Here is a 20,770-nt window from a genome sequence, read left to right as displayed (position 1 = left end):
TGACACTGAATGAGCGAATGGCATCCGTCACTGGTCGGCAGAATCGCGGCATGGCGGCAAAGAAACTTATCGACACCGAGAAGCCGACGAACGCGGGCGGCGCATTGCAACTCAACCTGCGGCATCTCCAGGCCTTCTCGGCCGTGGCCGCCACCGGCAGCGTCACGCAGGCGGCCGACACGCTGTTTCGCGTCGCCTCGGCCGTGACGCGGGCGGTGGCGGAGCTGGAGGCGTGCCTGGGCGTGTCGCTGTTCGAGCGCAAGGCCCGCGGCATGCTCATGAACGTCTACGGCGAGGCCGTGCGCGTGCGCGCCCAGCGGGTGGAGCAGGAGTTCGCGGCGGCCTGCCTGGAGCTCGCGGGCAGCGACCCCGCGGCGCCGACACAGGCCATCGAGGCGCGCAGCCTGCTGGCGTCGATGTTCAGTGCGCGCCGGCTTGCGTTGTTCGCCAGCCTGTCGGAGCTGCACAACATGCCCGCGGTGGCCGCCGCCTTCGGTGTGACACAGCCGGCCCTCAGTGCGCTGGTGCGCGAGCTGGAGTCGCGCACCGGCCGCACGCTGTTCACGCGCACGGCGCGCGGCGTCACGCCCACGCGCGCGGGCAGCCTGCTGGCCTTTCGCTGCAAGCGCGCGCTGGCCGAGCTGCGCAGCATCGGGCCGGACCTCGCGGCCTTGCGCGGCGCGGTCGAGGGCCGCGTGGCGGTGGGCGCGCTGCCGCTGTCGCGCACGCTGATCCTGCCGTCGGCCATCGCGGCGCTGGTGGCGCGGCACCCGCGGCTGCATGTGAGCACCGTCGAAAGTCCGTACGAGGCGCTGGCCGCCGCGCTGCGCAGCGGAGACATCGACTTCATCATCGGCGCGCTGCGCCCGCCGGAAGAAGCCAGGGACCTGGTGCAGGAGCCGCTGTTCGAAGACCGCATCTCGCTCATCGTGCGCGCCGGCCATCCGCTGGCCGGGCTGCCGCGCATCGGGCGGGCGGCGCTGCAGCGGGCCCAATGGGTGCTGTCGCGCCCCGGCTCCCCGTCGCGCGAGTTGCTGGAGCGCGCCTTCCGCGAAGCGGGCCGTATGGCTCCCGTGCCCACGGTGGAAACAGGCGACCTGGCCCTGCTGCGCGGCCTGCTGCTGCAAAGCGACATGGTGACCGCCATGTCGGCGCACCAGCTGCACTACGAGATCGGCACCGGCGCGCTGGTGGTGCTCAACCATCCGCTGGAGAGCACCCGGCGGCGCATCGGCATCACGCAGCGCAAGGGCGCGCTGGCGTCGCCGGCCGCCAGGGCCCTGATCGATGCGGTGCGGCAGGTGGTGGCTGCCAGGCTCTGAGCGGCCTTCCGGCATGGCCCGACGTGAATCGTCGGACCGGCCGCCAAGCACAGAGCTGAAAGAAAGCGCCCGAAACCCGGCGCTTCAGGCCGCATCGGAAAAACCGACGCAGCCCCAAGGAAAAGGCGATTTTACGAAGCCACCCCCCGCCGACATCATGACTCCACTGAAGCAAAACACGTTGGAGTGCACACATGATTCGTACAGGCGAGCAGTACCGCGAAGGGCTGCGCGACGGCCGTGAGGTCTGGATCGACGGCCAGAAAGTCGGCGACGTCACGGCCCATCCCTCGTTCCGTCCCATCGTGGACGTCAAGGCGCGCATGTACGACATGGCGCACGAAAAGGCCTACGCCGGCCAGCTGACCTACACCGAGGGCGGCGAGACCAAGTCGGTGTTCTACAAGCCGCCGACCGAAACCAAGGACTGGAACGACAAGGTCGGCGCGGTCGACGCCGTGCTGCGCGACATCGGCGGCGTGGTCACCCGGGTGGGCGACGAGACCGTGGGCGAGATGTGGTCGCTGCAGGACGGCCGCGACATGCTGGCCGAGATCGACCCGCGCTTTGCCGACAACATCGACCGCCACATCCGCAACGTGGTTGACAAGGACATCTTCCATGTGTCGGCCAACACCGACCCCAAGGGCGACCGCTCGCTGGCCCCGCAGGACCAGGACCCGGACATGATGGTCCACGTGACCAGGGAAACCGACGCCGGCATCGTCATTCGCGGCGCCAAGTTCGAAACCGCCTCGGCCTACGCCGACCAGGCCTTCCTGAAGCCCACCGTGGGCGCCTGGACCAACGAGAAGATTTCCAGCTACGCGCTGGGCTGCATCGTGAAGATGGGCGCGCCGGGCGTGAAGCACATCTGCCGCACCGGCTTCGCGGGCCGCGCCAGCGCGCAGGACTACCCGCTGTCGAACCGCTTCGACGAGGTCGAGTCGCTGGTGGTGTTCGACGACGTGCTCATTCCCTGGGAAGACGTGTTCTTCTACGGCCACACCAGGGCCGCCCAGTACGTGCGCGCCACGCTGCACCGCTACTCGGCCTTTCCGTTCGTGCTGCGCCTGCTGTACGTGGCCGACATGATGATCGGCGCGGCCATGTGGAACGCGAAGCAGACCGGGCTGGACAAGCTGCAGTCCGTGCGTGAGAAGCTGGCCGACCTGGTGTGCTACCGCGAAGGCATCAACGCCCACCTGACGGCCTCGATCGCGCTGGCGCAGAAGAGCCCGGCCGGCCTGCTGATGCCGCACCAGTCCATTCTGTATGCGGGCCGCGTGCTGGCCTGCTCGCAGCTGCCGCAGATGATGCATGCGGCGCGCGAACTCTGCGGCGGCCAGCTCTGCGTGACGCCCAACGCCGCGGCCTTCCAGCACGGCGAAAGCGGCGACTGGCTGAACAAGTTCTACACGCTCAACCAGCAATGGGGCGCGGACGACCGCCGCAAGCTGCTGGCCTTTGCCCGCGACCTGCTCAACTCCGACTACGCCGGCCACCGCCTGGCTTTCGTGCAGTTCGCGCAGGCGCCGCATTTCAGTCACCTGAACGCGGTCTACAACAGCTTCGACTTCGCCGGCCCGCTGGATTTCGTGAAGAAGTCGGCCGGCCTGTCCGACACGGTCCTGGGCCAGAAGGCATGAGCGCCGCGGCGCCCTCGGCGTCGGTGCCCGACCTGCTCGGCCAGCGCTTTCGCGAGGCGATGCGCGGCACGGTCTCGGGTGTCACGGTGCTCACCACCGACGGCGTGCGCGGCCGCGCGGGCATCACGGTGTCGAGCATGTCGTCGCTGTCGATGGAGCCGCCCTCGGTCATCGCCTGCGTGCACCGCGACAACCGCGCGCTGCCCTGCCTGCTGGACAACGGCGTGTTCGTGGCCAACGTGCTGGCCGAGCCGCAGCACCGCGTGGCCGACAGCTTTGCCGGGCTGATTCCGGCGCTGCGCGAAGACCGCTTCGCCGCGGCGTCGTGGAGCGCCATGGCCACCGGCGCGCCGGCGCTGGAAGACGCGCTGTGCAACTTCGACTGCGAGCTGGCGCAGGTGTTCGACTTCGGCACGCACCGCATCCTGATCGGCCGGGTGGTCGACGTGCGCACGAGCCCCACGCCGCCGCTGGCCTTCAGCCAGCAGCGTTACCAGCGCATTGCCCACGCGAACCACTGAGCACGCCGCCACCGGCTCGCGCCCCTTTTTTTCCATCCACAGCAACGAGGAGTTTTTCGAATGCGCACGTTCACGTTCAAGCAGGCCCTGAGCCTCGTGGCCCTCGCGGCCACGCTGATCTCGGGCACCGCACAGGCGGCCGACAAGCTGGTCATCAGCACCTGGGGCGGCAGCTTCCGCGACCTGATCGACGATGCCATCGGCAAGCAGTTCACCAAGGAAACCGGCGTGCCGGTGGAATACGTGACCGGCGGCACCATCGACCGGCTCAACAAGGCCAAGCTCGACAAGGGCTCCGCCGTGGACATCACCTTCACCACGGCGCACGTGGGCTGGCTGTACGCGCAGGACAAGCTCTTTGCGCCGCTCGACTTCGCGAAGATTCCCAACTCGGCCAACCTCGTGCCTCAGGCAAAGGTGAGCCCGTTCCACATCGGCTCGTGGGCCTACGTGTACACCATCGGCTACCGGCCCGACCTGGTGCCCAAGGACATCGCCTTCACCAGCTGGGAAGACCTGTGGAACCCCAAGCTCAAGGGCATGCTGTCGGCGCCCGACTTCGACCCGAGCCACATCATCACGGTGGCTGCCAAGCTGTCAGGCGGTGACGCGGCCACGTGGGAGAAGGGTCAGGCCAAGCTGCTGGCGCTCAAGCCCTCGTTCAAGTCCTTCTACACGAACGACGCCAACAGCCAGCAGCTGCTGTCCACCGGCGAGACGCCCGTGCAGGTGCTGCTGTCGATGAACGCGTACTACATGATCGGCCAGGGCGTGCCCATCAAGGTGAGCATTCCGAAGGAAGGCGCCGTGCTGGGCGTGGACACCATGGGCGTGATGGCGGGCTCGAAGAACACCGAGCTGGCCTACAAGTTCATGAACATCGCGCTGTCGCCCGAGGTGCAGGCCAAGATCGTCGAGATGAAGAAGGCCAGCCCGGTGGTCACGGGCGTGAAGGTCAGCAAGGAAACGGCCGCACTGCCCGGCGTGTTCACCACGCCCGAGCAGTGGAACACCCAGGCCATCGTGATCGACAACAAGCTGCGCGCCGAGAAGACGGCCGAGTGGCGCAAGTGGTTCACCGAAAACATCATCGCCCGCTGAACCCGTCGAACTGCACATGAGCGCGAGCACCGCCCCCCGCCCGGCCTTTCTTCCCTGGTTCATCGCGCCCGCGGTGCTCGCCGCCTTCGTGCTGTGCGCCGCGATGTTCGCGGTGTTCCAGTACAGCGTGCGGGCCTACGTGCCGGGCTCGCTCGAGGTGGGCGGATGGACCTTCGCCAACTTCACCGACCTGCTCAAGCCCATCTACGCCAACGCCTTCTGGACCACGGTGTGGCTGAGCGCACAAACCGCATTCTTCACGCTGCTGCTGGGCTACCCGCTGGCCTATGCGCTGGTGCGGGTGCGCCAGCGGCTGCTGAAGTCGGCCATCCTCATCATTTCGGTCACGCCGCTGTTCCTGGGCGAGGTGGTGCGCACCTACTCGTGGATCATCGTGCTGGGCAACGCGGGCTTCATCAACAGCATGCTGATGAAGCTGGGCGTCATTGCGCAGCCGCTGCAGATGATGTTCACCTCCTTCGGCGTGGTGCTGGCGCTGGTGCACGTGACCTTGCCGGTGGTGGTGCTGATGCTGGCCGCGGGCCTCTCGCACATCGACCGCGACTTCGAGAAGGCCGCGCAGAGCCTGGGCGCGGGCCCGTTGCGCACCTTTGCCACGGTGACGCTGCCGCTGTCGATGCCCGGCATCGTGGCCAGCGTGACCACCGCCTTCGCCTGGACCTTCAGTGCCTTCGCCACGCCGCAGCTCATCGGCGGCGGGCGCGTGGGCACGGTGTCGACCATGGTCTACCAGCTGGGCTTTTCGTCGCTCAACTTCCCGTTCGCGGCCAGCCTGAGCATCGCCGGGCTGGTGCTGACCTTCGGCGCCATCGCGCTGCTGGGCCGTGCGACCCGCAGACTCGAACGCATGGGAGGGCACTGAGATGCCGTACGCCCTGTATCTGCGCCTCTTGCGCGCAACCGGCAGCGTGCTGGTGCTGGCCATTCTGGGGTTCGTGCTGCTGCCGGTGGTGGTGGTGACGATGGCCGCCTTCAACGACCGCGCCATCCTGAGCTTTCCGCCGCAGGCCTGGTCGTGGCGCTGGTTTGCGCGCGCGCTGGACTACAGCGACTTCCAGACCGGCCTGCGCGCCAGCCTGATCGTGACGGCGTGGGCTTCGACCATCGCGGTGGCCGTGGGCACCATGCTGGCCATCGCCGTGAAGCGGCACGACTTTCCGGGCAAGCGCACGCTGCAGTCGCTGCTGCTGTCGCCGCTGGTCATTCCGCACTTCACCATCGGGCTCGGGCTGTTGATCCTGGCCTCGCAGTTCGACGTGTCGCGCGGCTACGGATCGGTCGTGACGTGCCACGTGGTGCTGGTGCTGCCTTTCGTCATGCGCAGCGTGTACGTGTCGCTGGAGAACCTGGAGCAGCGGCTGGAGCTGGCCGCGGCCAGCCTGGGCGCATCGCCGCTGCGCGTGCTGTGGACGGTGACGCTGCCGCTGCTGGCACCGGGCCTGTTCGGCGGCTGGCTGTTCGCGGCCATCATGTCCTTCAACGAGTTCACGGCCTCGCTCTTCGTGACCACGCAGGCCACGCAGACGCTGCCGGTGGCCATGTACAACTATGTGCGCGAATACGCCGACCCCACGCTGGCGGCGCTCTCGGTGATCTACATCGCCGTGACCGCGCTGATCCTCATCGTCGCGAACAGCTTTCTCGGCCTGGGCCGCGTGCTCAACATCGAGGCGCCGCGCTAGCGGTTCGATTCGTGCTTCACACACCCCCATGAACGACATCTCCACCACCCGCCCCGCATTCCAGCCCGACGGCTCCGGCACGCTCGCGCGCATCGGCCTGATCTACATCGCCTCGAGCATCGTCATGGACGCCGAGATGGCCGCCATGTCCGCGCCCGGCGTGGCGGTGCACACCACGCGCATCAAGCTGCCGAAGGTCACGGTCGAGGGCATCGAGGAAATGATGCGCTCGCCCGAGCTCGAGCAGGCCGCGCGCCTCGTGGGCTCGGCGCCCATCGACGTGCTGTGCTTCGGCGGCACCAGCGCTTCCTTTCTGCACGGCACGGCCTATGACCAGGCGCTGCTTGCGAAGATGAAGCAGTGGGTGCCCGGGCCCAGCAGGGCCACCACCGCATCGACCGCCACGCTGGCGGCGCTGCGCGAGGTGGGCGCGGGCAAGGTCGCGCTGGCCACGCCCTACGTGCCGGCCATTCACGAGCGCGCCATCCGCTTCCTGGAAGAGAACGGCCACCCGGTGCTGCGCCACGCGAACCTCGGCATCGACCAGGACCGCGCGCTGGCCGAGGTGCCGCTGGAACAGGTGTACGACCTGGTGCGCGCGGTCGACCACCCGGAGGCCAGCGCCATCTTCATCAGCTGCACCAACTTCCGGTCGGTCGGCGCCATCGCCGCGCTGGAGCAGGCACTGGGCAAGCCCGTGATCTCGGCCGTGCAGGCCTCGTTCTGGCATTGCCTCGAGGTGCTGGACGTGAACGGCGCACGGCCGGGTTATGGCCGCCTGTTCGACCGCCGGCTTGCGCCGGGGTGCTGAGCTTTTTTCTTTTTCACTGTTCTCCGGAGATGTCCATGAAGATGCAAAAGCGGGTTTTCCTGGTGTGCGCGCTGTCGGGTGCGATGGCATTCGCCGGCATGGCGCACGCGCAGTCGGCGCTCGACCAGATCGCCAAGGCGCGCGTGGTGCGCATCGGCGTGCCGGCGGACTATCCGCCCTACGGTTTCGTGGGCACCGACATGAAGCCGCAGGGCCTGGATGTCGACATGGCGAACCACATCGCCGCCGCGCTCGGCGCGCGTGCCGAGCTGATTCCCGTGACCAGCACCAACCGCATTCCCTACCTGCAGACGCGCAAGGTCGACCTGATGGTGTCGACCATGGCACGCAACCCGGAGCGCGAGAAGGTCATCGACTTCAGCGCCGCTGCCTACTCGCCCTTCATCAGCGGTGTGTACGCGGCGAAGGAGGCATCGATCAAGACCATGGCCGACCTCGCGGGCAAGAGCATCGGCGTGACGCGCGGCACCATCGAGGACCAGACGCTCACCGGCATGCTGCCGCAGGGCGCCAGCGTGATGCGCTTCGAGGACCACTCGGCCACCATGTCGGCCTTCGCGTCGGGCCAGGTGCAGGCGGTGGGCATCAGCCAGCCGGCGGTGGAGGCGATGCTGCGCCGCACGCCCCAGATGGCCATCGAGTACAAGCTGCCGATCAGCCAGAGCCCGAACTTCATCGGCATTCCGAAGGGCGACGACGCACTGCGCGACCGGGTGGACCAGATCGTGCGCGAGGCGCGCAAGTCGGGCGAGGTGGAGCGGCTGTCGATGAAGTGGCTCAAGCGGCCGGCGGGGGACCTGCCGCAGTGAGCCTGAAAGTCCGCGCCAGGTTCTTCCGGCGGATCAGTTGATCCGCGCGTTGGTCAGGTGCATGTCCTGGAACCGGCTTCCTGTGAAGTCGACCTGTTCGCCCTGAAGGTCGGTGGCGTTCAGGCGTGCACCGGTGCAATCGAGCAGGTTCACCTGTGTCCAGCGGCTGGCGTCGAAATTCAGGTCTGTCCAGTCGCACTGGCGGAACGCGCAGTCGCTGAGCTTGCTGGCGTTGAGTTGCGTGCCGGCGAAGGTGCAATTGACGAAGGTGCACCCGCTGATGGCAATGCGCCGCATGTCGCATTGCCGGAACGAACAGCCGCTGAACCGGCATCCGGTCCACACCGCATCCTGCAAAGAGGTTGAGATGAAGCTGCTGCCGCTGAAGGTGCTGGCCGTGAACGTGATCAGGTTCAGGTCCAGCCCCGCATAGGCGTTGCCGGCGCTCTGGCCTGCGACGCCGGCCGGCGCACCGCCGATGCCTTTGCGCCATTTGTCATGGGCCTGGATGAGGAGAAGGGCGCTCATGCCAGGCGGCTCCGGCTTTGAGCGGTTCGACGACCGCGCTGCGGTGCTGAAGGTATCGGCTGATCGAGCGAAGCGGCAGTCGCGAGGCTGCGGAAGAAATGAGATGGAGGCACGCGTTGAGCCTGTGTGATGAGTGACGGGCCCGCAGTCTGTGGCCGGTTGCTTTCGCACCGTTGCAAACAATGGTCAAACGCCCATCACGCCAGGGATCGGCCGCGAACAACGTGAAAAACGCACGAGAGGCGCACGGGTGGGCATCACTGACGACAAGTGCCCAGGCCGCTCAATACCCGCGCGACAGGTCCACCCGGTGCGCCACGTCCTCGCCCGCGTCGATGCGCCGGATGTTGTCCGCGATCTGCCGCGCCGCCGAGGCGGGCAGCGCGACCGAGGCCAGGTGCGGCGTGATGAGCACGTTGTCCATGGCCCAGAGCGGGTGGCCCGGCGGCAGGGGCTCCTTCTCGAACACGTCGAGCGTGGCCTCGGCCACATGGCCCGACTGCAGTGCGGCGACCAGCGCGTCCTGTTCGATGACCTGGCCGCGCGACACGTTCACCACGCAGCAGCCCCGGGGCAGCAGCGCGAGTTGCGCCGCGCCGATGAGCCGGTTCGTCTGCGGCGTGAGCGGCAGCATCACCACCAGGATGTCGCAGCCTTCCAGGAAGCCGGGCAGCGCCGCATCGCCATGGCGGCAGTCGACACCGTCGATGCCGCGCGGGCTGCGCGACCAGCCGCGCACCGCGAAGCCCTGGCGTGCGAGTTCGCTCGCGGCCCGGCTGCCCAGTTCGCCCAGGCCCAGCACACCGACGCGTGTGCTTTCGGGGCTGCGCGGATGCCTGTAGGCCCAGCGGCCTTCGCGCTGCGCACGCTCGAAGAACACGATGTCGCGCGCATGGCGCATCACCGCTAACAGCACATAGCCGGCCATCATGCGTGCCATGTCGGGGTCGGACAGGCGGGTGATGGGCACCTCGGGCAGGTCGGCGCGGCCGACGAGCGAGTCGACGCCGGCACCGAGGTTGACGACCAGTTGCAGCTTGCGGAAGCGCGCGAAGAAGCCCTGCGGCGGCTTCCACACCAGCGCGTAGCGCACGCTGTCGGGGTCTTCGATGTCCCCGGTGTGCAGCACGGGCAGCCCCGGCAGCGCGGCACCGAGCGCGGCGCGCCATTCGTCGAGGCTGTCGAAGTCGCTGTGAAAGACGAGGGTGTGCGGGTGGGGCGTCATCGTGCCGGTCAATCCCTGGCCGGCAGCAAGCGGGCGACGGCCGAGAGCGCGAGTTCGTAGCCCAGCACGCCCAGCCCGGCGACCACGCCGCTGGCCGCGCGCGACACGTACGAGTGATGGCGGAAGGGCTCGCGCTTCCAGATGTTGCTCATGTGCGCCTCGATGATCGGGCCGTCGAAGGCCAGCAGCGCATCGAGGATGGCGACCGAGGTGTAGGTGAGGCCGGCCGCGTTGATGACGATGCCGCCGGCCGCGCCGCGCGCCTCCTGGATCCAGTCGACCAGCACGCCTTCGTGGTTCGACTGGCGAAAGTCCAGCTGCAGCCCGAGCGTGCCGGCGTGGCGCAGGCAGCGCTCGCGGATGTCGGCAAAGCTGTCGCTGCCGTAGACGCCGCTCTTGTCGAGCCCGTAGAGGTTGGCGTTGGGGCCGTTCAGGAAGAAGACGGTGGGAAGGGCGGCAGGGGTCATCGGGTGTTGCTCCGTGGCGTGAGGCTGTCAGTCGTGCGGGCGCGTGGCGGCCATGGCGGGCGTGGCGTCGAAGCGGGCGAACCAGGCGGCGGCTTGCGGCCGGCCTTCGCGCCAGGGCAGGGGGGCGAAGCGAAAGTCGAGGTAGCCGAGCGCGCAGCCCAGCGTCACTTCGCCGATGCCGGGCGCGTCGACCGACAGCGCGGGCGCCTCGCGTTCGATGGCGTCGAGCGCATGGCCGATCTTGGTGAGTTGCGCGTCGTACCAGTCCTGCGACTGCACGGCGTCGGGCCGCGCGGTGCGCTCGTAGCGCGCGAGCAGCGCGGCGTCGAGCAGGCCGTCGCCCAGCGCCTGCAGCACCAGGGCGCGCCAGCGGGCGGGGCCGGGCGCCGGAAAGAGCAGCCCGCCGCCGGCATGGTCGAGGTACTCGCAGATCACGCGGCTGTCGTACAGCGGCTGGCCGTCGTCGCCCAGCGCGGCCGGCACCTTGGCCAGCGGGTTGAAGCCGGCGATGCGGTCGTCGCGGCGCACCGGGTGCGCGGCGCTCGGCAGGCGTTCGATGCGATCGGCCAGGCCGAGCAGCGCGGCGGCGGCCATCACCTTGCGCACGTAGGGGGAGGTGGGGGCGTGGAAGAGCTGGAGTTTCATGGACGCGGGGTGTCAGTGGCGGGAGTTGCTGCCATTGGGCGAGGGTGGTGCGGTGTCGGGGCGGCGCAGCACCACCTTGCCGATGTTGGCGCCGGCCTCGAGGATGGCGTGCGCATCGGCCGCCTGCGTGAGGCAGCGTTCCGCGTGGATGAACGGGCGCACGCGCCCCGCGGCCACCAGCGGCAGCACATGGCGGCGCACCGCGCGGGCGATGCGGGCCTTCTCTTCGGGCGGCATCGGGCGCAGCGTGGACGAGGTGAGCACCAGGCCCTTCTGCATCACGGTGCGCAGGTCGATCTGCACCTGCGGGCCGTTCATGAACGACAGGCTCACATGGCGCCCGCCCGGCGCGAGCGCGACCAGGTTGCGCTGCAGGGTGTCGCCGCCGGCAATGTCGAGCACCACGTCCACGCCGCGGCCGTCGGTGGCCTGCAATGCGGCGGCCACGAAGTCGTCGGTCCTGTAGTTGATGGCGTGCGTGGCGCCCAGGGTGCGCAGCGCGTCGAGCTTGGCGATGCTGCCGGCGGTGGCGATGGCGCGTGCACCGGTGGCGGCCGCCAGCTGCACGGCCAGCGTGCCGATGCCGCTCGCGCCGCCGTGCACCAGCACCGTGTCGCCGGGGCGCAGCGCGCCGCGCTCGAACAGGTTGTGCCACACGGTGAAGGCGCCCTCGGGCAGCGCGCCGGCCTCGGTCCACGAGAGCGGTTCGGGCACGGGCAGGCACACGTCGGCGCGCGCCAGGCAGTACTCGGCGTAGCCGCCGCCGTTGAGCAGCGCCATCACGCGCTCGCCCATGCGCCAGCCGGCCACGTTCTCGCCGATGTCGACCACCGTGCCGGCCGCTTCCAGGCCGAGGATGTCGGTGGCGCCCGCGGGCGGCGTGGCCGCGCCGCTGCGCTGCACGAGGTCGGGCCGGTTCACGCCGGCCGCGTGCATCTGCAGCAGCAGTTCGCCGGGGCCGGGGCGCGGCACCGGGCGGCGCACGGCGTTGAGCACCTCGGGGCCGCCAGGGCGGTCGGCCACGATGGCCATCATCACCGGGTTCATTCCGGCACCTCGTCGGCACCCAATGCCGCCAGCGCCGCGCGGGCCACGGCGATGTCCTGCGTGCCGGTGCCCGAGCCCACGCCGATGCCGCCCACGCACACACCGCCGAACAGGATCGGCAGGCCGCCTTCGAGGTTGGTGAGGCGCCCGCCGGCGGCCACGGTGGCAAGGGCCAGCTTGACTTCGAGCGCGGGGTCGAGCCGCGCGGTCGGCTGCCGGTGCGATGCGGCCGTGACGGCCTTGGAAATGCAGGTCTCGCGCGACAGCAGCTTGGCGCCGCTCATGCGCACGAAGGCGAGCAGGTTGCCGCCGTCGTCGACCACGGCGATGTTCTGGGGCACGCCGATGCGTTCGGCATGCGCGACGGCGCCGGCCAGGGCGGCGAGCGCGCCCGCGTGGCTCAGGCGTTGCGAAGGAAGGGTCCAGGCAGACAAGAGGGTTCGTTTCCGGTTCGGTGAAGGGATGGGTTCAGGCCGCTGTCGCGGGCGCGAAAGCCTGCACGTCCTGGGCGGGCAGCGCGATGCCGGCGACGGCGCCCACGGGCCAGCGTTGCAACGCCTCCAGCCCCTGCGCGCGCACCAGCAGGCGCCGCGCGCCGGCGGCCGGCACGTCGACGTAGGTGTTCACGTGGTCGCCCTGGAAGATCTGCTGCACCACGGTGCCGGTGAGCACCGTGGCTTCGTCCACCGGCTGCAGGCGGATCGACTCGGGCCGCACGTACAGGTCGAGCAGCGCACCGGGCTCGGTGCCGTCCAGGCCGGCGCCCGGCAGGTCGAGCGTGCCGTTGCCCAGGCCCACCAGCAGGCGGTCGCCGGTGCGCGAGATGCAGCGCGCCGGCAGCACGTTCACGTCGCCCACGAACGAGGCCACGAACGGGTCGGCGGGCCGGCGGTAGATGGCGTCGGGCGTGTCGATCTGGCGGATGTGGCCCTGCGACATCACCGCGATGCGGTCGGACATCGACAGCGCCTCGCCCTGGTCGTGCGTGACGAAGACGGTGGTCACGCCCAGCTTGCGCTGGATTTCCAGCACCTCGGCCTGCATGGCGCCGCGCAGGTTCTTGTCGAGCGCGGAGAAGGGCTCGTCGAGCAGCAGCACGCGCGGCCCGATGACCAGCGCACGCGCCAGCGCCACGCGCTGCTGCTGGCCGCCGGAGAGTTCGCGCGGGCGGCGCTCGCCGAACTTGTCGAGCTTGACCAGCGCCAGCGCCTGGTCCACGCGCCGTGCGATCTCGTCTTTTGCGATGCCGCGCATGCGCAGGCCGTAGCCGATGTTGCGCGACACCGTCATGTGCGGGAACAGCGCGTAGTTCTGGAACACGATGCCGATCTCGCGCTGGTGCGGCGGCGTGGGCGTGATGAGCTGGCCGTCGATGAAGATCTCGCCGCTGTCGGGCTGCACGAAGCCCGCAATCAGGTTCAGCAGCGTGGTCTTGCCGCAGCCCGAGGGGCCCAGCAGCGTGAGGAACTCGCCCTGGCGCACGCGCAGCGAGACTTCGTGCAGCGCGACGCTGGCGCCGAAGCGCTTGGCCACGCCCTCGATGCTGACGGCCACCGGAGGCGGGGAGGCGGGCGAATCGGCGTCGGGGGCAATCGGATCGGGCATGGGCAAGGGGCGGGTGCTGTGGGTCAAGGGGAAGGCCGAGGGCAGGGGGCGGGCGCGGCACCGGTACCGCTTTTTCAGAATACGGCGCGCGCGCCTTGCGGCTGCATAGGCAATTCCGATCCATGCGCGCGGAAAAGCCGAATGGATCGACAGCGGCTTTTTCGCGACCATGGCAGCCCTGACTTCCCAGCGCCTTCACAGCCCACAAGACACCGCCGCCATGGTCCACACCCGCATCCGCCCCTTCAACACCCGCGACACCTACCCCGAGCAGAAACTCGACAACGACCTGTGCCAGGCCGTGGTGGCCAGCGGGCGCACCGTGTTCCTGCGCGGCCAGATCGGCCAGGACCTCGACACCTCCGAGAGCGTGGGCATCGGCGACGCCGAAGCGCAGGCCGAGCAGGCCATGAAGAACATCGACATGCTGCTGCGCGAGGCCGGCGGCGAGCTGGCGCACATCTGCAAGGTCACCATCTACCTCACCGACCCGCGCTACCGCGAGGCGGTGTACCGCACCACGGGCCGCTGGCTCAAGGGCGTGTACCCGGTGTCCACCGGCATCGTGGTGTCGGCGCTGGCGCGGCCCGAGTGGCTGGTGGAGATCGACGCCACCGCCGTCATCCCGGGCGAGGCTTGAACGCCCCCGTTCCCACAGGCCGCGCTCCATGACCTTCTCCATCGTTGCCCGCTGCCGCGACACCGGACGCTTCGGCGCCGCCGTGGCCTCGTCGTCGCCCGCCGTGGCCGCGCGCTGCATCCGTGCCATGGCCGGTGTGGGCGCGGCCGCCAGCCAGAACGTGACCGATCCGGCGCTGGGCCCGCGCGCGCTGGAACTGATGGCGCGCGGCGCCACGCCGGAACAGGCGCGCGACGTGATCGTCGGCTCGGCGCCGTTCATCGAATATCGCCAGCTGCTGCTGATCGACGGCGCGGCGCCTCCCGCCATCCACACCGGCAGCGCCGCGCTGGGCACCATCGCCGAAGTGCGCGGCGCCGACGCGGCCTGCGCGGGCAACCTGCTCGCGAACACCGGCGTGCCGCAGGCGATGCTCGACGCCTTCGAGCGCACGGGCGGCCACCTCGGCGAGCGGCTGATGCAGGCCATGCTGGCCGGCCAGGCCGCGGGCGGCGAAGCGGGCCCGGTGCATTCGGCCGGCCTGCTGGTGGTCGACACGCTGGCCTGGCCGGTGGTCGACCTGCGCCTGGACTGGCTCGCGCACGACCCGGTGGGCGCGCTCTACGGGGCCTGGCAGGTGTACGCGCCGCAGATCGACGCCTATGTGGCGCGGGCGCGCGACCCGCGCGCCGCGCCGAGCTACGGCGTGCCGGGCGACCTGTGAGGACAGCGCCGCGCGAAGGAAATGCGCGGCAATGCACCAAAGTGGCCCGCTTCTTGCCCGTCTGAAGGCCCCTGCACCCGCCACCGCCCGGTGGCCTTCCGATTGCCCCCATGCTCAGCCGTATCACCCTGCGTCAGCTCGAATATGTCGTCGCCACCGCGGAGGCGGGCAGCATCATCGCGGCGTCCGACCGCATCCATGTGTCGTCGCCGTCGATCTCGGCCGCCGTCTCGCACGTGGAGGGCGAGCTGGGCGTGCAGCTGTTCATTCGCCACCATGCGCAGGGGCTGAAGCTCACCGCCATCGGCACGCAGGTGATGAAGGAGGCCAAGCGCATCCTGGAGCAGGTGGCCAACCTCTACACCGCCGCGTCGGAGTCGGCCAACGAGATTCGCGGGCCGCTGCGCGTGGGCTGCTTCGAGGCGCTGGCGCCCATGCTCGTGCCGGAGCTGGTGCACGGCTTCGCCCATGCGTTCCCGGGCGTGCGCATCAGCCAGTTCGAGGGCAACCAGGAAGACCTGCTCGAACAGCTGCGCAACAACGACCTCGACATTGCGCTGACCTACGACCTGCAGATCACCGCCGACATCGACTTCGAGCCGCTCGCGCAGCTGCCGCCGCACGTGCTGGTGGGCGAGCTGCATCCGCTGGCCGACCGTTCGGCCATCACGCTGGAGGAGCTCACCGACCATCCGATGGTGCTGCTCGACATGCCCTACAGCCGCGACTACTTCCTGGCGCTGTTCTCCAGTGCCGGGCTCACGCCCGACATCAGGGCGCGCTCCAGCAGCCTGGAGGTGGTGCGCTCGCTGGTCAGCAGCCACGTGGGCTATGCGCTGTTCAACGTGCGCCCGCGCTCCAACCTCTCGCTCGACGGCAGGCGCCTGGTGCGCGTGCGGCTGGCGGGCGAGCACCGCGCGATGCAGCTCGGGCTCGCCATGGCCAAGGCGGTGAAGCCGTCGCGGCTGACCACCGCCTTCGCGCAGCGCTGCCGCACCTTCGTTTCGAACCAGTACATCCCCGGCATGGCGGCGGCGCGCGCCTTCGATCCGCGCGCCATCGGTTGCGCAACGCCAGCCGATTCGCCCTGAAGGGCAGCCTTGCACCGTGCTTCACCGCGTGCATGCAGGGCGGATGCATCCACGGTTGCGCCGGCGCGGGCAAGCTTCTTGCGGCAGGGGCCTTGCCGCCCGGGCAACCCCCATGGCGGCGGGCGGCGCACGGACGTAGATTCCGGCATCGACCCCAGAGTCGCTTCCCCCACCTTGATCCGCAGGAGTGTCCATGGACGCATGGTCGAGCCAGCAGCTTTCCCCCTTGTACGGACGCGAGGTCTTCCGCTCGCGCGAGGCGGACGAGACCCATGCGCGCGTGTCCCGCGAGCTCAAGCCGCACCGCAGCGTGTGGGGGCGCGGCGACGTCGACGCCATCTTCTGCCGCGCCGAGCTGAGCGCACTGTCGTTGTGCATCCTGCGCTACGGCTGCGACGTCGACATCGAGCCCGATGCGCTCGGCAACTTCGTGCTGGTGCAGATGCCGCTGCGCGGCCATGCCGACATCCACACCGGCGGGCAGACGCTGCAGATCCATCCCGGCCAGGGCGCGGTCATTTCCGCGCACAAGCCGGTGCGGCTGCGCTGGCATGCCGACTGCGAACAGCTGATGCTGAAGATCGAGCTCAGCCGGCTGCAGGAGGTGGCGCGCCATGCCTTCGCCTTGCGCGGCACCGACGCCGTGGGCGAGATCGATTTCGAGATGCCCTTTCGCCTGGACGACGCCGCCGGCACGCAGTGGTGCCGCATGGTGGCGGGCCTGGCGTCGCTGCTGCCTTCGAGCGACTTCGAGGCCTACGACCCCCGGTGGCTCGCGCATTGCGAAGACAACCTGATGCTCTACCTGCTGTGCCACCGGCCGAACTCGGTGCTGCAGCGGCACGCCGCCGTGCGGCGCGGCTCCGAAGAAGCCGGCCTGCGGCAACTGCGCCGGGCCGAGGAGTTCATGCGCGAGCGGCTCGACACGCCGGTCGCGCTCCAAGACGTGGCGCAGGCCGCGGGCCTGACGCGCCGCGGCCTGGCGCTGCTGTTCAGGCGCTACCGCGAGCTGTCGCCCGGCGAGGTGCTGCGCAACATGCGGCTGGACGCCGCGCACGCGCTGCTGGCGCGCAACGACGGCGCCAGCGTGACCGAGGTGGCGCTCAACTGCGGCTTCTCGCACCTGAGCCGCTTTGCCGCCTGCTACCGCGAGCGCTTCGGGCAGCTGCCGCGCGACACCTCGTCGGGTGCCGCGCGCACACCGGTCGCCAGGCACTGACTGCGCAGCGCCCGGCGCGCAACCGGAGCTGAAGCGCTCAGGACTTCATCCGGCACTGCGCGGCCGATGTGTCCTGGTAGTTCTGCAGCACGGTGCCGATCACCTTGTTGGAGATTCGCCCGCTGGCGTCCTTGCCGATCACGCGCAGGTAGTAGTTCTGGATGGGGAAGTTGTTCGCGCCGTAGCGGAAGTCGCCGCGCACCGACTTGTAGTTGGCCGCCTTGATCGCCTTCAGCAGCGCGGGGCGGTCGGCCACCTTGCCGCCCACGTCGCGCACCGCCGCGTCCATGGCCATCAGCACGTCGTAGGCCTGGCCCGCGTAGAACGAGGGGTTGCGTCCGTTGTTCTGCTCGCGAAAGGCCGCCACGAAGCGCTGGTTGGCCGGGTTGTCGAGGTCGAAGGACCAGTGCGCCGTGTTGAACAGGCCGAGCATCGGCTCGCCGACCGCGGGAATCATGTCCTCGTCGGCCGAGAAAGCGGTGGAGATCAGCGCCACGTCCTTCGACAGCCCCGCGCCCACGAACTGCTTGATGAAGCTCACGCCCATGGCGCCGGGCAGGAAGAAGTAGAGCGCATCGGGCTTGGACGCGCGAATCTGCGCCAGCTCCGCCGAGTAGTCGAGCTGGCCCAGCTTGGTGTAGAGCTCGTCGCCCACCGTGCCCTTGAAGGTGCGCTTGAAGCCGGTGATGGCATCCTTGCCGCCGGGGTAGCTGGGCGCAATGAGCGCCACCTTCTTGAACGCCTTGTCGGAGGCGAACTTGCCGGCCGCCTCGTGGTACGCGTCGTTGGGGTAGGAAGCGCCGAAGAAGTAGGCGTTGCAGCGCGCCCCCGAGTAGTCGCTCGGGCCCGTGTTGCTCGACAGGTAGGGCACCTTGGCCGCGAAGAGCGGCGGGCCCACCGCCAGCGCCACCGATGAGCCGACCGGGCCGGTGAACAGGTCGATCTTGTCGCGCATCAGCATGCGGTCGACCGCCTGGCGCGCGGTTTCGGGGTTGCCGGCGGTGTCGGCCTCCACGTACTCGACCGGCACGCCGCCGAGCTTGCCGCCCAGCTGCTTCATCGCCACGGCGAAGCCGGCCTTGGCCTCGGCGCCGCCGACCGCGAACGGACCCGAGAGATCCATGGCGAGGCCGACCTTCACGGTCTGTGCCTGGGCCTGGGCCAGCGTGGGCAATGCCAGCGCGCAAGCCATGACGGCGAGCGCGCACAGGGCGGTTCTGGGGAATTCCTGCGACATGGTGATTACAAGCTCCTCGGTAGGGAAATTCGTTGAACGTGGGGTGCGATGCAGGCCGCAGTCTGTGGGCCGCCGCGGCACGCCGCTATCCGTTTCGTGCAGCGAGGGTGGCTGCACGAAATGGACAGACAGCGGGGGCGGGCGATCCACAGAATCGCCGCCGAACCCCACCACTCCAGAGACACCACGATGAGCAACTACGTCGACATTCCGGCCGGAGACGGCTCGCAGACTTTCCGCGGCTACCTGGCCTTGCCCGCCTCGGGGCGCGGCCCCGGCATCGTGCTGTGCCAGGAGATCTTCGGCATCAACGACTACGTGCGCGAGGTGGCCGACCTCTACGCGCAGGAAGGCTACGTGGTGCTCGCCCCCGACCTGTTCTGGCGCATGGAGCCCGAGGTCGACCTGGGCTATTCGCCCGAAGACTGGCAGCGCGCCTTCGGCTTCTTCCAGAAGTTCGACGTCGACGCCGGCATTGCCGACGTCACGGCCAGCGTGCAGGCGCTGCGTGCGCACCCGGCCTGCACCGGCAAGGTCGGCGCGCTGGGCTTCTGCCTGGGCGGCAAGCTGGCCTTCCTGGCGGCGGCGCATTCGGGCGTGGATGCGGCGGTGGGCTACTACGGCGTGGGCATCGAGGGTGCGCTCGACCTGCTACCGAAGATCGAATGCCCGATCGCCTTGCACTTCGCGGAGCTCGACCAGTTCTGCCCGCCCGAGGCGCGTGCCCAGGTGCTCGAGGCCTTTGCCGGCAAGCCCGGCGCGCAGATGTACGTGTACCCCGGCGTCGACCATGCCTTCGCGCGCACCGGCGGCGACCATTTCGACAAGCCTTCCACGCTCATGGCGCACCAGCGCTCCATGGCGCTGTTCAAGGAAGCGATCGGCCCGGTCTACGACCTGTCGGCGCTGTGGGACAAGCACTGCGAGTACGAGTTCGCCACGCGCGACGTGGTCGCCACCATGGCCACGATGGTGAGCGAGCCCTACGTCAACCACATTCCGACCATGACCGGCGGCGTGGGCGCGAAGGAGCTGTCGCGCTTCTACAAGCACCACTTCATTCCGACCACGCCGCCGGACACGCGGCTCACGCCCATCTCGCGCACCGTGGGCGCGACGCAGATCGTCGACGAAATGCTGTTCTGCTTCACCCACACGGTGGAGATCGACTGGATGCTCCCGGGCATCGCACCCACCGGCAAGGCGGTGGAGATTCCGCTGGTGGCCATCGTGAAGTTTCGCGGCGACAAGCTGTTTCACGAACACATCTACTGGGACCAGGCCAGCGTGCTGGTGCAGATCGGCCTGCTCGACGCCAAGGGCCTGCCCGTGGTCGGCGTGGAGACCGCGCGCAAGCTGGTGGACGAGACGCTGCCGTCGAATACGCTGATGCCGCGCTGGGCGAAATCGACTGCGCTGACCATCGCCGACCCGGCGATGCCGCTGGGATGACGGGCGCTCCGTACATGCTGGAACTGGTCGTCGCCTCGGTCACGCCGCTCACGCCGGCCATCAAGGCCTTCGTGCTGCGCAGCGCGAACGGTGCGCCCCTGCCGCCGTTCGCGCCGGGTGCGCACCTGGGTGTGCAGGTGATGCAGCCCAACGGGCGAACCGGGCAGCGCGCGTATTCGCTGGTGAAACCGCACGACGGCTCACAGGGCTACGAGATCGCCGTGCTGCACGAACCGCAGGGGGCGGGCGGCTCGGCCTGGATGCACGGGCTGGCTGCGGGCGCGGTGCTGGCCGCCCACCCGCCACGCAACGACTTCGCGCTGCACGCGGGCAGCGCGCCGCCGCTGCTGATCGCGGGCGGCATCGGCATCACGCCGCTGCTGTGCATGGCGCGGTCGCTCGCGGCCCAAAACCGGCCCTTCGACTTTTTCTACGCCACGCGCAGCGAAGACACCACGGCCTATCTGGACGAGGTGCGCGCGCTCGGCGGCACGCTGGTGCACGACGGCGGCGACCCTGCGCGCGGGCTCGACCTGCGCACGCTGCTGGCCGCGTCTGCCCCCGGGCGCCACCTGCACGTGTGCGGCCCGCGCGGCCTGGTGCAGTCCGTGGTGGACACTGCCCGCACCCTCGGCTGGCCCGGCGACCACGTGCACTTCGAGCTCTTCGCGGGCGCGCTCGAACAGGCCGGCGATGCGGCCTTCGAGGTGCGCACCCTGCGCTCTGGCAAGACGCTGACCGTGCCGCCCGAGCGCAGCCTGCTCGACGTGCTCATCGCCGCGGGGCTCGACCCGCTGTACGACTGCCGCCAGGGCGACTGCGGCGTGTGCGCCGTCGACGTGGTGGAGGGCGTGCCCGACCACCGCGACCACAACCTCAGCGCTCGCGAAAAAGCGAGCGGCAAGACCCTTTGCACCTGCGTGTCGCGCGCGAAGACGGCGCACCTGGTGCTCGACATCTGACGACAAGGCTTC

The 20,770-nt window shown here is 69.5% G+C and carries 22 protein-coding genes; 14 read left to right on the top strand and 8 right to left on the bottom strand.

Annotated elements, in window-relative coordinates; all coding sequences use genetic code 11:
* The first annotated feature begins 50 nt into the window (after positions 1–50).
* The 8 genes from ACSFBM_RS30075 to ACSFBM_RS30040 all read left to right on the top strand — a co-directional run bounded on the left by ACSFBM_RS30075 (position 51) and on the right by ACSFBM_RS30040 (position 7,937).
* The gene (locus ACSFBM_RS30075) at positions 51–1,322 is read left to right on the top strand and encodes a LysR substrate-binding domain-containing protein (RefSeq protein WP_435487655.1); all 1,272 of its coding nucleotides are present in this window, start codon (positions 51–53) and stop codon (positions 1,320–1,322) included.
* 194 nt (positions 1,323–1,516) lie between these two features.
* The gene (locus ACSFBM_RS30070) at positions 1,517–2,971 is read left to right on the top strand and encodes a 4-hydroxyphenylacetate 3-hydroxylase family protein (protein ID WP_435487654.1); all 1,455 of its coding nucleotides are present in this window, start codon (positions 1,517–1,519) and stop codon (positions 2,969–2,971) included.
* Positions 2,968–3,492, top strand: coding sequence for a flavin reductase family protein (locus ACSFBM_RS30065; RefSeq protein ID WP_435487653.1), 525 nt, complete (start codon positions 2,968–2,970; stop codon positions 3,490–3,492). Before ACSFBM_RS30070 ends, ACSFBM_RS30065 begins: the two co-directional genes overlap by 4 nt.
* A 60-nt stretch (positions 3,493–3,552) precedes the next feature.
* Positions 3,553–4,593, top strand: a complete 1,041-nt coding sequence (locus tag ACSFBM_RS30060; RefSeq protein WP_435487652.1) for an ABC transporter substrate-binding protein — start codon at positions 3,553–3,555, stop codon at positions 4,591–4,593.
* A gap of 16 nt (positions 4,594–4,609) precedes the next feature.
* The gene (locus tag ACSFBM_RS30055) at positions 4,610–5,476 is read left to right on the top strand and encodes an ABC transporter permease (RefSeq protein ID WP_435487651.1); all 867 of its coding nucleotides are present in this window, start codon (positions 4,610–4,612) and stop codon (positions 5,474–5,476) included.
* A 1-nt stretch (position 5,477) separates the two neighbouring features.
* On the top strand, positions 5,478–6,296 hold the full coding sequence (locus tag ACSFBM_RS30050) for an ABC transporter permease (RefSeq protein WP_435487650.1): 819 nt from the start codon (positions 5,478–5,480) through the stop codon (positions 6,294–6,296).
* A 28-nt stretch (positions 6,297–6,324) separates the two neighbouring features.
* Positions 6,325–7,107 carry a maleate cis-trans isomerase family protein gene (locus ACSFBM_RS30045; protein WP_435487649.1) on the top strand — a complete coding sequence of 261 codons (783 nt, stop codon included), beginning with the start codon at positions 6,325–6,327 and terminating at the stop codon, positions 7,105–7,107.
* A 35-nt stretch (positions 7,108–7,142) separates the two neighbouring features.
* Positions 7,143–7,937 (top strand): transporter substrate-binding domain-containing protein, encoded by a 795-nt coding sequence (locus ACSFBM_RS30040; protein WP_435439218.1) that lies wholly within the window; start codon positions 7,143–7,145, stop codon positions 7,935–7,937.
* A 33-nt stretch (positions 7,938–7,970) separates the two neighbouring features.
* On the opposite strand, the gene ACSFBM_RS30035 is transcribed toward ACSFBM_RS30040, so the two are convergent.
* From ACSFBM_RS30035 to ACSFBM_RS30005, 7 genes are all read right to left on the bottom strand, one after another.
* Complete coding sequence (locus tag ACSFBM_RS30035) at positions 7,971–8,465, bottom strand: pentapeptide repeat-containing protein (protein WP_435487648.1); 495 nt, start codon at positions 8,463–8,465, stop codon at positions 7,971–7,973.
* Positions 8,466–8,748: 283 nt separating this feature from the next.
* Positions 8,749–9,690 carry a 2-hydroxyacid dehydrogenase gene (locus ACSFBM_RS30030; protein ID WP_435487647.1) on the bottom strand — a complete coding sequence of 314 codons (942 nt, stop codon included), beginning with the start codon at positions 9,688–9,690 and terminating at the stop codon, positions 8,749–8,751.
* 8 nt (positions 9,691–9,698) lie between these two features.
* A complete protein-coding gene (locus ACSFBM_RS30025) occupies positions 9,699–10,157 on the bottom strand; it encodes a type II 3-dehydroquinate dehydratase (RefSeq protein WP_435487646.1) in 459 nt (152 codons plus the stop codon).
* Positions 10,158–10,184: 27 nt separating this feature from the next.
* Positions 10,185–10,802 carry a glutathione S-transferase family protein gene (locus ACSFBM_RS30020; protein ID WP_435487645.1) on the bottom strand — a complete coding sequence of 206 codons (618 nt, stop codon included), beginning with the start codon at positions 10,800–10,802 and terminating at the stop codon, positions 10,185–10,187.
* A 12-nt stretch (positions 10,803–10,814) separates the two neighbouring features.
* On the bottom strand, positions 10,815–11,837 hold the full coding sequence (locus ACSFBM_RS30015) for an NAD(P)H-quinone oxidoreductase (protein WP_435487756.1): 1,023 nt from the start codon (positions 11,835–11,837) through the stop codon (positions 10,815–10,817).
* 8 nt (positions 11,838–11,845) lie between these two features.
* A complete protein-coding gene (locus tag ACSFBM_RS30010) occupies positions 11,846–12,283 on the bottom strand; it encodes a GlcG/HbpS family heme-binding protein (protein ID WP_435487644.1) in 438 nt (145 codons plus the stop codon).
* 34 nt (positions 12,284–12,317) lie between these two features.
* Complete coding sequence (locus ACSFBM_RS30005) at positions 12,318–13,454, bottom strand: ABC transporter ATP-binding protein (RefSeq protein ID WP_435487643.1); 1,137 nt, start codon at positions 13,452–13,454, stop codon at positions 12,318–12,320.
* A gap of 220 nt (positions 13,455–13,674) precedes the next feature.
* On the opposite strand from ACSFBM_RS30005, the gene ACSFBM_RS30000 reads away from it, so the two are divergent.
* The 4 genes from ACSFBM_RS30000 (at position 13,675) to ACSFBM_RS29985 (ending at position 17,107) form a co-directional block, all read left to right on the top strand.
* Positions 13,675–14,094 (top strand): RidA family protein, encoded by a 420-nt coding sequence (locus tag ACSFBM_RS30000; protein WP_435487642.1) that lies wholly within the window; start codon positions 13,675–13,677, stop codon positions 14,092–14,094.
* 28 nt (positions 14,095–14,122) lie between these two features.
* The gene (locus ACSFBM_RS29995) at positions 14,123–14,797 is read left to right on the top strand and encodes a DUF1028 domain-containing protein (RefSeq protein WP_435487641.1); all 675 of its coding nucleotides are present in this window, start codon (positions 14,123–14,125) and stop codon (positions 14,795–14,797) included.
* Positions 14,798–14,907: 110 nt separating this feature from the next.
* Complete coding sequence (locus tag ACSFBM_RS29990; RefSeq protein WP_435439209.1) at positions 14,908–15,888, top strand: LysR family transcriptional regulator; 981 nt, start codon at positions 14,908–14,910, stop codon at positions 15,886–15,888.
* 193 nt (positions 15,889–16,081) lie between these two features.
* The gene (locus ACSFBM_RS29985; protein ID WP_435487640.1) at positions 16,082–17,107 is read left to right on the top strand and encodes an AraC family transcriptional regulator; all 1,026 of its coding nucleotides are present in this window, start codon (positions 16,082–16,084) and stop codon (positions 17,105–17,107) included.
* Between the two features lie 37 nt (positions 17,108–17,144).
* Here ACSFBM_RS29985 and ACSFBM_RS29980 read toward each other — a convergent pair whose 3' ends face one another.
* Positions 17,145–18,344: an ABC transporter substrate-binding protein gene (locus ACSFBM_RS29980; protein WP_435487639.1), complete on the bottom strand. Its 1,200-nt coding sequence runs from the start codon at positions 18,342–18,344 to the stop codon at positions 17,145–17,147.
* Positions 18,345–18,533: 189 nt separating this feature from the next.
* On the opposite strand from ACSFBM_RS29980, the gene ACSFBM_RS29975 reads away from it, so the two are divergent.
* Together ACSFBM_RS29975 and ACSFBM_RS29970 are read left to right on the top strand one after the other, a co-directional pair.
* A complete protein-coding gene (locus tag ACSFBM_RS29975) occupies positions 18,534–19,796 on the top strand; it encodes a dienelactone hydrolase family protein (protein WP_435487638.1) in 1,263 nt (420 codons plus the stop codon).
* The gene (locus tag ACSFBM_RS29970; protein WP_435487637.1) at positions 19,793–20,758 is read left to right on the top strand and encodes a PDR/VanB family oxidoreductase; all 966 of its coding nucleotides are present in this window, start codon (positions 19,793–19,795) and stop codon (positions 20,756–20,758) included. The genes ACSFBM_RS29975 and ACSFBM_RS29970 overlap by 4 nt, the downstream gene beginning before the upstream one ends.
* Positions 20,759–20,770 lie beyond the last annotated feature (12 nt).

It is taken from the genome of Variovorax pasteuri (assembly GCF_051216435.1).
Taxonomy (GTDB): domain Bacteria; phylum Pseudomonadota; class Gammaproteobacteria; order Burkholderiales; family Burkholderiaceae_C; genus Variovorax.
Note: the sequence above shows the minus strand (reverse complement) of the source record. Positions and strands in the feature narration are given on the sequence as shown.